Source organism: Blattabacterium cuenoti, assembly GCF_014251235.1.
In the GTDB taxonomy this organism is placed as follows: Bacteria; Bacteroidota; Bacteroidia; order Flavobacteriales; family Blattabacteriaceae; genus Blattabacterium; species Blattabacterium cuenoti_AF.
Genome location: NZ_CP059181.1, coordinates 445,433 through 458,172 on the forward strand (window position 1 = coordinate 445,433; position 12,740 = coordinate 458,172).

9 protein-coding genes are annotated in these 12,740 nt (G+C 27.5%); 1 reads left to right on the top strand and 8 read right to left on the bottom strand.

Features of this window, described 5'->3' with window-relative positions; translation table 11 throughout:
* The first annotated feature begins 48 nt into the window (after nt 1-48).
* The gene (gene glnS / locus H0H78_RS02185; protein ID WP_185851278.1) at nt 49-1,725 is read left to right on the top strand and encodes a glutamine--tRNA ligase; all 1,677 of its coding nucleotides are present in this window, start codon (nt 49-51) and stop codon (nt 1,723-1,725) included.
* Here glnS and rpoC read toward each other — a convergent pair.
* Genes rpoC through secE form a run of 8 tightly spaced genes read right to left on the bottom strand, consistent with a single transcriptional unit; the run spans nt 1,706 to nt 12,732 of the window.
* Nucleotides 1,706-5,956, bottom strand: coding sequence for a DNA-directed RNA polymerase subunit beta' (rpoC, locus tag H0H78_RS02190; RefSeq protein ID WP_185850864.1), 4,251 nt, complete (start codon nt 5,954-5,956; stop codon nt 1,706-1,708). The genes glnS and rpoC overlap by 20 nt on opposite strands.
* Nucleotides 5,957-5,962: 6 nt before the next feature.
* The gene (rpoB, locus tag H0H78_RS02195) at nt 5,963-9,796 is read right to left on the bottom strand and encodes a DNA-directed RNA polymerase subunit beta (RefSeq protein WP_185850865.1); all 3,834 of its coding nucleotides are present in this window, start codon (nt 9,794-9,796) and stop codon (nt 5,963-5,965) included.
* A gap of 41 nt (nt 9,797-9,837) precedes the next feature.
* Nucleotides 9,838-10,218, bottom strand: a complete 381-nt coding sequence (gene rplL, locus H0H78_RS02200; RefSeq protein WP_185850866.1) for a 50S ribosomal protein L7/L12 — start codon at nt 10,216-10,218, stop codon at nt 9,838-9,840.
* Nucleotides 10,219-10,241: 23 nt separating this feature from the next.
* Nucleotides 10,242-10,775, bottom strand: a complete 534-nt coding sequence (gene rplJ / locus H0H78_RS02205; protein ID WP_185850867.1) for a 50S ribosomal protein L10 — start codon at nt 10,773-10,775, stop codon at nt 10,242-10,244.
* Nucleotides 10,772-11,473, bottom strand: coding sequence for a 50S ribosomal protein L1 (gene rplA / locus H0H78_RS02210; protein ID WP_185850868.1), 702 nt, complete (start codon nt 11,471-11,473; stop codon nt 10,772-10,774). The genes rplJ and rplA overlap by 4 nt, the downstream gene beginning before the upstream one ends.
* Nucleotides 11,474-11,501: 28 nt before the next feature.
* Nucleotides 11,502-11,936 carry a 50S ribosomal protein L11 gene (gene rplK, locus H0H78_RS02215; RefSeq protein WP_185850869.1) on the bottom strand — a complete coding sequence of 145 codons (435 nt, stop codon included), beginning with the start codon at nt 11,934-11,936 and terminating at the stop codon, nt 11,502-11,504.
* 40 nt (nt 11,937-11,976) lie between these two features.
* On the bottom strand, nt 11,977-12,525 hold the full coding sequence (gene nusG / locus H0H78_RS02220) for a transcription termination/antitermination protein NusG (RefSeq protein WP_185850870.1): 549 nt from the start codon (nt 12,523-12,525) through the stop codon (nt 11,977-11,979).
* 21 nt (nt 12,526-12,546) lie between these two features.
* Nucleotides 12,547-12,732: a preprotein translocase subunit SecE gene (gene secE / locus H0H78_RS02225; protein ID WP_185850871.1), complete on the bottom strand. Its 186-nt coding sequence runs from the start codon at nt 12,730-12,732 to the stop codon at nt 12,547-12,549.
* Between the last annotated feature and the right edge of the window lie 8 nt (nt 12,733-12,740).

The following is a 12,740-nucleotide window of genomic DNA, read 5'->3' on the forward strand; positions in this document are numbered from 1 at the left end:
TTAAAAAAAATCATTAAATTTATTTTTTTAATCTACACAATCATAAGCATCCAACATTTGCATTTTATTGAAAGGATAATAGAAGAGGATTTAAAGAATGGTTTTCCTATAAAAAAAATAAAATTCAGATTTCCTCCTGAACCAAATGGTTTTCTTCACATTGGACATGTTAAAGCTATATACCTAAATTTTGAACTTGGAAAAAAGTATAATTCTCCAGTAAATCTAAGATTTGATGATACAAATCCTTTGAAAGAAAATAAGGAATTTATAGAATCTATTAAAAAAGATATAAAATTTTTGGGTTTCAAATGGAATAAAGAATGTTATACTTCTGATTATTTTCAAAAATTGTACGAATTAGCCATAAAACTTATTAAAAAAAATAAAGCTTATGTAGATGAACAAACTAAAGAAAATATAAAGTTTCAAAGAAAAAATCCTTTTGAAGATGGAATAAAAAGTTCCTATAGAGATAGGTCTATAGATGATAATCTATATTTTTTTGAAAAAATGAAAAATGGTTTTTTTAAAGAAGGTTCTTGTGTATTAAGAGCTAAAATAGACATGAAGTCATCCAACATGAACATGCGTGATCCAATTATGTATAGAATCTTAAAGAAAAAACATTTTAGAACTAAAAATGAATGGTGTATTTATCCTACTTATGACTGGAGTCACGGTCAAAGCGATTATTTTGAACAAATATCTCACTCTTTATGTTCTTTGGAATTTGAAAATAAAAGACCATTATATAATTGGTTTATTAATCAAATACATGATGAAAATCATATTCATATGATAAAACCTAAACAAATAGAATTTTCTCGATTAAATTTAAGTGATAGTATAACAAGCAAAAGAAAAATTCAATATTTAATTGAAAAAAATATCATTCAATCTTGGGATGATCCAAGACTATTAACTATATCAGGTTTACGTCGTAGAGGATATCCATCTTTATCTATAAAAAGATTTATTCAAAAAATAGGAATTTCAAAAAGAAAAAATACTATTGATACATCTCTTCTTGAATTTAGAGTTAGGGAACATTTAAACAAAATTTCCCCTAGAGTAATGGTAGTTTTTAAACCTATAAAACTAGTTATAGATAATTATTCTGAAAATCATACTGAATGGATGGATGCAGAAAATAATCCAGAAGATCCAAATTTTGGATATAGAAAAATTCCTTTCTCAAAATTTTTATATATAGAAGAAAATGATTTTTTAGAAAAAAAAATAGATAACTTTTTTAGACTTTCTATTGGACATGAAGTCAGACTTAAAAATTCCTACATTATAAAGGCTCATTCTATCAAAAAGGATGATAAATCAAAAAAAATATTAGAAATACACTGTTCCTATGACCCATCAAGTCAATCTTCTCTTCAAAAAAACAAAAAATATACGGGAAAAAAAAGGATCAAAAGTACTTTACATTGGGTTTCTATAAAACACTCTATTCCTATAAATATAAATTTATATAATCATCTTTTTTTAAAAGAACCAAATAAAAAAAATATTTTAAATTTAAAATCTATAGAAAAAGTCATAGGTTATGCAGAACCATCTTTGCACAAAGCTAAAAAAGGAGATCATTTTCAATTTCAAAGAATTGGATATTTTTATGCAGATGGAGAGAATAATGAAAAATTAATTTTTCATCAGACTGTATCCATTAAAAATCGGTGTAATGATAATATTAAAAAAATTCAGGATTAGAATTTTCATATTCTCTCAATCCAGTTCCAGCAGGAATTTTATGTCCAACTATCACATTTTCTTTTAATCCATATAAATTATCTGTTTTGCTGCTTATAGCTGCTTCACTTAAAACTTTTGTTGTTTCTTGAAAAGAAGCTGCGGATATAAAAGATTTAGTTTGTAAAGCGGCCTTAGTTATTCCTTGTAATATAGGTCTAGCAGTAGCTGGTATAGAATTTCTTGTTTTTATTAATTTTTTATTTTTGTACTTCAAAACTACATTTTCATTTCTAATTTCTCTAGATGTAACAATATCTCCAATCTTAAAATTTGTAGATTCTCCGGAATCTTCAATAACTATCATTTGAGAGATTCTATCGTTTTCTTCTATAAAATCATCTTTATATTCTATATGTCCTTCTAAGAATCGAGTATCTCCAGCTTCAATTACTTCTACTTTTCTCATCATTTGCAAAACAATCACTTCAAAATGTTTATCATTAATTTTTACACCTTGTAAACGATAAACTTCTTGTATTTCTTTTATTAAATACTCTTGAACAGATCTAGGTCCTCTAATATTTAATATATCATTTGGAGTTATAGCTCCATCAGATAAAGGCATTCCTGCTTTTATATAATCATTTTCTTGAACGAGAATTTGATTAGTTAATTTCACTAAATACTTTCTTATCTCTCCTGTTTTAGATTCAACTATAATTTCTCTATTCCCCCTTTTTATTTTTCCATGACTAACTATACCATCCATCTCCGATACTACAGCAGGATTAGAAGGGTTACGAGCTTCAAACAATTCAGATAAACGAGGTAATCCACCTGTAATATCTCCAGATTTAGCAGACATTCTTGGTACTTTTACTAAAATTTTTCCTAATTTTATTTGTTCTTTATCTTCTACCATTAAATGCGCTCCTACAGGTAAATTATAAATTTTCAACTCTTTATCATTTTTATCGCTAATTTTTAATGCAGGTACTATATTTTTATTTCTTACTTCCGTTACAACTTTTTCTTTAAATCCTGTTTGTTCATCTGTTTCTACTTGAAAAGAAATTCCTTGTTCTAAATCTTGATAAGATATTTTACCAGAATATTCTGATACTATAACAGCATTATATAGATCCCATTGACATATTTTATCTCCTTCTTTTAACTCATCTCCATTTTTCACATATAAAGTAGATCCATAGGGAATATTTTTTACCATTAAAATGGATGTTTGATCTTTACTCAATAATTTCATTTCTGCAGAACGAGATACTACTATATCTACTTTTTTTCCAGAATCATTTATAATATTAACAACCTTTAAATCTTCAAACTCTATAAAACCATTATATCTTGCTCTTATTTGTGAAGATTCTGTAATATTTCCAGCAGTACCTCCAACATGGAAAGTCCGAAGAGTTAATTGTGTTCCAGGCTCTCCAATTGATTGAGCGGCAATAACACCTACCGCTTCTCCTTTTTGTACTATTTTTCCAGATGAAAGATTCCTACCATAACATTTAGAACAAATACCCATTTTAGCTTCACAAGTTAGAGGAGAACGAACTTTTACTATATCTATTCCCGATTTATCAATTAAATTTGCTATTTGTTCATCTATCATTTCTCCGGAAGAAACTATTAATTTATTCTGATCTTTTGGACAAAAAATATCATTTAAAGATATCCGTCCTAAAACCCTTTCAGATAAAGTTTCAACTATTTCTTCATTTTGTTTTAATGCAGATATTTTTAAACCACGTAAAGTTTTACAATCTTCTATTTTTATAATAACATCTTGTGCTGCATCTACTAAGCGTCTTGTTAAATATCCAGCATCTGCTGTTTTCAAAGCTGTATCAGCTAAACCCTTTCTAGCTCCATGAGTAGATATAAAATACTCTAAAATAGAAAGACCTTCTCTAAAATTAGACAATATTGGATTTTCAATAATTTCTCCACTAGAAGATCCTGTTTTTTGAGGTTTTGCCATTAATCCACGCATACCAGACAATTGACGTATTTGTTCTTTAGATCCTCTAGCTCCAGAATCTAACATCATATATACAGGATTAAAACCATGTCTATCTTCACGCATATATTTCATTACTTTTTCTGTAAGCATTGCATTTGTATTAGTCCATATATCAATTACTTGATTATAACGTTCATTATTCGTTATTAATCCCATATTGTAATTTGATTTTACATTGTCTACTTGTTTTATTGCATGATTAACCATTTTTTCTTTATCATCTGGAATGATTATATCTCCCAATCCAAAAGAAAGACCTCCTTTAAAAGCATTAAAAAAACCTAAATCTTTAATATCGTCTAAAAACTTTGCTGTAGTGGGAACATCTGTCAAATGCAAAATTTGTCCTATAATATATCTTAAAGATTTTTTTGTCAATGATTCATTTATAAATCCTACTTTTTCTGGAACAATTTGATTAAATAAAACTCTACCAACTGTAGTTTTCACTAATTTATTAGTTAGTAATCCTTTTTCTAAAATATTTACTTTTACTTGAATTAAAGAATGTAATTCTACTATATTTTGATTATATGCAATTTCTACTTCTTCAGATGAATAGAAAATCATTCCTTCTCCTTTTATTTTTCTAGTTTTATTTGAAACTAAAGATTTAGTCATGTAATATAAACCTAAAACCATATCCTGAGATGGAACAGTAATAGGAGAACCATTAGCCGGATTTAATATATTTTGAGAAGCTAACATAAGAATTTTAGCTTCTAAAATAGCTCCAGGGGATAAAGGAAGATGAACAGCCATTTGATCTCCATCAAAATCAGCGTTAAAAGCTGCACAAACTAAAGGATGTAATTGTATTGCTTTTCCCTCTATTAATTTAGGCTGAAAAGCCTGTATTCCTAACCTATGTAAAGTTGGTGCTCTATTTAATAAAACAGGATGACCTTTTAATACATTTTCCAGAATATCCCATATCATAGAATCTCTTTTATCAATAATTCTTTTAGCGGATTTAACTGTTTTAACTATTCCTCTCTCAATCAATTTTCGTATAACAAAAGGTTTATAAAGTTCTGCCGCCATATCTTTAGGAAGTCCACATTCATGTAATTTTAAATGTGGGCCAACTACAATAACAGATCTGGAAGAATAATCTACTCTTTTTCCAAGAAGATTTTGTCTAAAACGACCCTGTTTCCCTTTCAAAGAATCAGATAAAGATTTTAAAGGACGATTACCTTCTGATTTTACTGCAGAAATTTTCCTAGAATTATCAAATAAAGAATCAACAGCTTCTTGTAACATTCTTTTCTCATTACGTAAAATAACTTCCGGAGCTTTAATCTCTATAAGTCTTTTTAAACGATTATTTCTTATTAAAACACGTCTATATAAATCAGTCATATCAGAAGCAGCATAACGTCCTCCATCCAGAGGAACAAGAGGTCGTAATTCTGGTGGTATAACAGATAAAATATGAATAATCATCCAAGAAACATTTCCACCATTTTTTTTACCATCTCTAAATGATTCAACAACTTGCAAACGCTTTAAAGCCTCAATTCGTCTCTGTTTAGAAGTTTCATTATTCGCTTGATTTCTTAATTCAATTGATAATTGATCCAAATCTATACGATTCAAAAGATCCTCTATACATTCAGCTCCCATTTTTGCTATAAATTTATTTGGATCAGTGTCTTCTAAAGAAAGATTACCTTTTGGTAATTTTTCTAAAATAGATAAATAATCTTCTTCCGTAAGAAAATCTCCTTTTTGAATAGGATTAACTCCACTATCTGAACGAAAAGCTTCACCTACCTGAATGACTACATATCTCTCATAATAAATAATCATTTCTAACTTTTTTGATGGAATACCTAGCAAATAACCTATTTTATTAGGTGAAGAACGAAAATACCATATATGAACAATAGGAACAACTAAACTAATATGTCCCATACGTTCTCTCCTTACTTTTTTATCAGTTACCTCTACTCCACATCTATCACAAATAATTCCTTTGTAACGAATTCTTTTATATTTTCCACAAGCACATTCATAATCCTTTACAGGACCAAAAATACGTTCACAAAAAAGACCATCTCTTTCCGGTTTATGAGTTCTATAATTTATAGTTTCTGGTTTTAATACTTCACCATGAGATTCTTTCAATATAACCTCTGGAGAAGAAAGTCGGAGAGTTATTTTATTAAATTTATTATTTCTTTTTATAGTAGTAAACATTTGTTCCTATTCTTCTAACTTAATATCTAATCCTAACCCCTTCAATTCATAACATAATACTTGAAAAGATTCAGGGTTATTTGGTTCTGGCATAGGTTCTCCTTTCACTATAGCTTCATAAGTTTTTGCTCTTCCTATTACATCATCTGATTTAACAGTCAATATTTCACGTAAAATATTAGAAGCTCCAAAAGCTTCTAAAGCCCAAACCTCCATTTCACCAAAACGTTGACCTCCAAATTGTGATTTTCCACCTAAAGGTTGCTGAGTTATCAAAGAGTAAGGTCCAATAGAACGAGAATGCATTTTATCATCCACCATATGACCTAGTTTTAATATATATATAACACCAACGGTAGCTGGTTGATCAAATCTTTCTCCTGTTCCTCCATCAAACAAATAGGTAGTTCCAAAACGAGGAATTTCAGCTTTTTCTGTAAATTTTGTTATTTGATCTATAGTAGCTCCATCAAATATTGGAGTAGAAAATTTAATTTTCAAATTATATCCAGCCCAACCTAACACTGTTTCATATATTTGTCCTATGTTCATTCTGGAAGGGACACCTAATGGATTCAAAACAATATCTACAGAACTTCCATCTTCTAAAAAAGGCATATCTTCTTCACGAAGAATTCTAGCTACAACTCCTTTATTTCCATGTCTTCCTGCCATTTTATCTCCTACTTTTAATTTCCTTTTTTTTGCTATATATACTTTAGCAAGTTTGATAATACCAGAAGGCAATTCATCTCCAACTGTAATAGAAAACTTCTTGTGTTTTAAAAAACTAATTAAATCATTAACAGCTATTTTATAATTATGTAGGATTTCGGATACTATGTTATTTGTTTTTATATTATCCGTCCAATCAAACGAATCTACTTCTAGATAATCAGATATCTCACTGAGATTTTTTTGACTAAAAAAAACTCCTTTTTCTAAAAACTCTTTCTTTTTTTCATTAAATACTATTTTTCTAGAAGTTTCTTTTCCATTTAATACAGTATTCAATTTATTTAACAATAAATGTTTTAAATCATGAAATTTTTTTTCATACTCTTTTTCCATTTTATCGATCATAAGTTGATCTATTATTCTAGATTTTTTATCTTTTATACTACGAGTAAATAATTTTGTATCAATAACAACTCCAAATAATGATGGTTCAGCTCTTAAAGAAACATCTTTTACATTTCCAGCTTTATCACCAAAAATAGCCCTTAATAATTTTTCTTCTGGTGTAGGATCGGATTCTCCTTTAGGAGTTATTTTACCGATTAAAATATCTCCAGGTTTTACTTCTGCTCCTACCCTGATAATACCATTTTCATCCAAGTTCCTAGTTGCTTCTTCACTAACATTAGGTATGTCATTTGTTAGTTCTTCCATACCCAATTTAGTATCACGTACATCTAAAGAATATTCATCTATATGGATAGAAGTAAACCAATCTTCACTTACCACCTTTTCTGATATTAAAACAGCATCTTCAAAATTATATCCGTTACAAGGAATAAAAGCAGCCCTTAGATTTCTTCCTAATGCTAATTCTCCATTTTCTGTTGCATATCCTTCACATAAAATTTGTCCTTTCATTACTTTCATCCCTTTTTTAACTATAGGTTTTAAATTAATACATGTATTTTGATTTGTTTTTCTAAATTTAATTAAATCATAAGTCTTGATTTCACTATCAAAACTAACTAATTTATCTCTTTCAGTTTGATTATAACGAATAACAATTTTTTTCGAATCAATATACTCTACTACTCCGTTTTTTTCTGCATTAATTAAAATACGTGAATCCTTTGCTACCCTTTCTTCCAATCCTGTTCCTACAATAGGAGCCTCTGGTTTTAACAATGGAACAGCTTGACGCATCATATTAGATCCCATTAATGCTCTATTTGCATCGTCATGTTCTAAAAAAGGAATTAAAGAAGCAGAAATAGAAGCTATTTGGTTAGGAGCTACATCTATATAATCTACTTTATCAGGTGTAACAACAGGAAAATCTCCATCTTCCCTGGATATAATTCTGTCATTAATAAAATTACCATATTTATCTATAGCATTTGCCTGAGCTATAATTTTACCTTCCTCTTCTTCTGCACTCAAATATCTAACTTTTGATGGAAATTTAACCTTTCCACTATCATTTTGAATAGCAGAAATGTAAGGTGTTTCTACAAAACCCATATCATTAACTTTAGCAAAAACAGACAGTGATGATATCAAACCTATATTTGGGCCTTCTGGTGTTTCAATAGGACATAATCTTCCATAATGAGAATAATTAACATCTCTAACCTCAAACCCTGCTCTTTCTCTAGATAACCCCCCAGGGCCTAAAGCAGATAATCTTCTTTTGTGTGTAAGTTCCGATAATGGATTGGTTTGATCCATAAATTGAGATAATTGATTAGTTCCGAAAAAAGTATTAATGACAGAAGATAAGGTTTTTGCATTAATTAAGTCAACAGGCATGAAAACTTCGTTGTCTCGAACATTCATTCTCTCTCTGATAGTTCTAGACATCCTTGCTAAACCAATACTAAATTGTGTATAAAGTTGTTCTCCAACAGTTCTAACGCGTCTATTAGATAAATGATCTATATCATCCACTTCTTTTTTAGAATTGAATAAAGCATTTAAATGTTCTATTATTGCTATAATATCTTCTTTAGTAAGAACTAGATAATCAGGATCAATATTTAATCCAAGACGTTTGTTAAGACGATATCTTCCTACAGGACCTAAACTATATCTTGTATCAGAAAAAAAAAGTTTATCTATAACCCCCCTAGCTATTTCTTCATCTGGTGGTTCTGTATTTCTTAATTGTCTATATATAAATTCTACTGCTTCTTTTTCAGAATTAGTAGGATCTTTTTGCAAAGTATTATATATAATAGAATAATCTTTCTTTTTTCCACTTTTTTTATGTAACAAGATTTTTTCTATTTCATTTTCTATTATTAGATCAATATGTTCTTGTGTTAATTTTATATCCCTATCTATTAATATTTCATTTTTTTCGATAGATACAACTTCTCCTGTATCTTCATCAACAAAATCTTCATGCCAAATATTCAATATCCTAGCTGCTAATGTTCTACCAAAAATAGAAGAAAGATTATTTTTTTTTATGTTGACTTCTTCTGCTAAATCAAATATTTCTAATATATCTTTATCTCTTTCATATCCAATAGCACGAAGTAATGTTGTCATTGGAAGTTTCTTCTTTCTATCAATGTAAGCATACATGACATTATTGATATCTGTAGCAAATTCAATCCAAGATCCTTTAAAAGGAATAATTCTTGCTGAATATAACTTAGTTCCATTTGCATGATGAGATTGTCCGAAAAAAACACCAGGAGAACGATGTAATTGAGAAACAATTACACGTTCTGCTCCATTAAATATAAAAGAACCAGAAGGTGTCATATAAGGATATGTCCCCAAATAAACATCTTGAGTAACAGTTTCAAAATCTTCATGTTCAGGATCAGTACAATACAATTTTAATTTAGCTTTTAAAGGAACACTGTAAGTTAAGCCTCTTTCTATACATTCTTCTATAGAATATCTCGGAGTATCAATAGAATAACCTTTAAATTCTAAAACAAAGGAATTCCTAGCATCCGAAATAGGGAAATTTTCCATAAAAGCTTTAAACAAACCTTCATTTTTTCTGTCTTTCGGTTTTGTGTCTAATTGAAAAAATTCTTTAAAAGATTTTATTTGAATATCCAGAAAATCTGGATAATCTACTTTTTTATCTACAGAGGAAAAATTTATCCTTTCCGAAATTTCTTTTTTTGTATTTACCAAATTTAATAGTTATTTAAATTTTTATAAAAAAAATGAATTTTTTATTTTAATTCAACTTCAGCTCCTATATTTTCAAGTTTATTTTTTATATCTTCTGCTTCTTTTTTTTCAATAGATTCTTTAATAATAGTAGGGACACTATCCACTAATTCTTTAGACTCTTTTAAACCCTTTCCCGTTATATCTTTCACTAATTTAACTACAGATAATTTAGAATTTCCAGATGATTTTAAAATAAGATTAAATAATTTTTGTTCTTCTTTATTATCAATTTTTTCATTCTTATTTATTGAAAAAAGTTTAGAAGAATCCAAAATATGATTAGAGGGTTCTATTCCATATTTTTCTTTCAAAAAAAGTGTTAATTCATTAACTTCTTTCACTGTTAAATTAACCAATTGTTCTGCTAGCTTTTTTATCATTATTATTTTTTTTTAAATAAAAATTATTTTTTTTTGGATAATATTTCTGTGATTCTAAAAAAATTATTCTGAAAAATATTCAGAGAAGAAATAACATTTCCGATTGGATTTTTAAGAGAATTTAAAATATCTGTTATAAGATCTTTTTTAGACTTCAAATTAATTAATTTATCTAAATCTTTGTTTCCAAAATAAAAAGATCCATCTACATATACTCCTTTTAAATAAGGTTTATCCATTTTTCCCTCTATATGAAATTTCTTTATAATTTTTGATGGAATATTAACTGAACCTGAATTAGAAGTCAAAATAGTTGTATTCCCTTTTAAAATAGAAAAAAATGGGTCCATTTTTTTCTTGATACTACTTAACGCATTTTTTAATAAAGTGTTTTTTACTACCTTCATTTGAAAACGATTTTCATAAAAAGTTCTTCTCAAAAAAGAGATTTGATTAGAATTTAAATAAGATACATCAATAATGTATATTATTATATTATTATCTGATAATAAAGAAATCAATTTTAATAATTCTTCTTTTTTCTTTTCCTTCTTCATTTTTTTACAAGACTTTTTAAATCTACTAATAACCCAAAACTCATAGTAGTAGACAAATAAATACTTTTTATATAAGTACCCTTAGAAGATGAAGGCTTATTTTTAATAATTTGATTCATAAATGATTGAACATTATCCAATAAATCTTTACAATTAAAAGAAATCTTTCCTATAGAAGAATGAACAATACCATAACGATCCGCTTTAAAAATAATTTTTCCCAATCGAATAGCTCTAATTAATTCTTTAGGATTCATAGAGATTGTCTCCATTTTAGGATTAGGCATCAATCCTATTGGCCCCAATATTTTACCTATAGGACTTAACTGACTCATAACAGTAGGCATAGCTACTATTATATCCATTCCTTTCCATCCGGATTTAATTTTTTCTATATAATCATCTAATCCTACATAATCAGCTCCAGCTTTTTTAGATTCCAATTCCTTATCTTTTGTTACTAAAGCTAAAATTTTAATTTTCCTTCCTGTTCCATGTGGTAACAAAACAGAACCTCTTAACATCTGATCGGGTAATCGTGTATTTATATTAAGACGAACAGAAATATCTACAGAGGAATCAAATTTTACAAAATTTGTTTCTTTTAGAAGTAAGAAAGCTTCTTCAAAAGAATATTTTTTATTTTGAATAATTTTATCTAAAAAAATTCTTTTATTTTTTGTTATTTTTTTTGACATGAGCAAAGAATAATGTAAAATTAATTTTTTAATCAAAAATTTCTATCCCCATAGAACGTGCCGTTCCTAATATCATAGATATAGCAGATTGAATAGAAAAACAATTCATATCTTCCATTTTATTTTTTGCAATTATCTTAATCTCATCCATACTAATTTTACCAATTTTTGAACGATTAGACTCACTAGACCCTTTTTTTTCTTTTATATTCTTTAACAAAAGGACTGATACTGGAGGTTTTTTAATTAAAAAATCAAATGATTTGTCTTCATAAACAGTAATAATAACTGGACAGTTTTCTCCATGAGAATTTTTTGTTTTAGAATTATATTTTTTACAAAAATCCATAATATTTACTCCAGAACTACCTAAAATAGGACCGATAGGAGGCGAAGGATTAGCTTTCCCTCCTATTATTTTTTGTATTTTAATTTTTTTTATAATTTTTTTACGATGATTCATTTTATATTATATACTATATACGTTATATATATCTATTTTTCTATATTTTTTCTATTTGTGTAAAATTAAGTTCTAATGGAGTTTTTCTTCCAAAAATTAAAACCGATAATTCCAATTTTCTTTTTTCTTCATTAATTTTTTCAATAGTTCCATTGAAACCACTAAATGGTCCGTCTATAACTTTGATAGTTTCTCCAACTAAAAAAGGAATACTGATATTTTCATAAGTTTCGGATAATTGATCTATTTTTCCTAACATTTTATTTACTTCTTCTTTTCTCATAGGGATTGCAGATCCTTTTTTCCCTTCACTTAAAAAATTTATAACTCCAGGGACATTTTTAATTACATGAGCTGCTTCTCCATCTAAATTAATTTCTATCATAACATATCCAGGATAATAAACTTTATCCCTATGAATCCTTTTTCCTTTTCTCATTTGTATAACTTTCTCTATAGGTACTAATACCTTACCTATATAATCTTTAAATCCATTATCTCTAATCTCATTTTCAATATATGATTTTACTTTTTTTTCTTTACCGCTAATAGTTTTTAAAACATACCATTTTTTTTCCAAATTATCCATATATATTATTATTATATTTTTTTATAAGGAAAAAAATTTTTTGATCAAAAAAATCAATAAACCATCTACACCATATAAAAATATGGATAAAAATATAGAAAAAATAGACACTGTAATTGTAGTAATTAGCAAATCCAACCATTTAGGCCATGTTATATTATAAATAAATTCATCGTAAATTTCTAAAAAATAATTTTTTATCTTCATAAAATTTA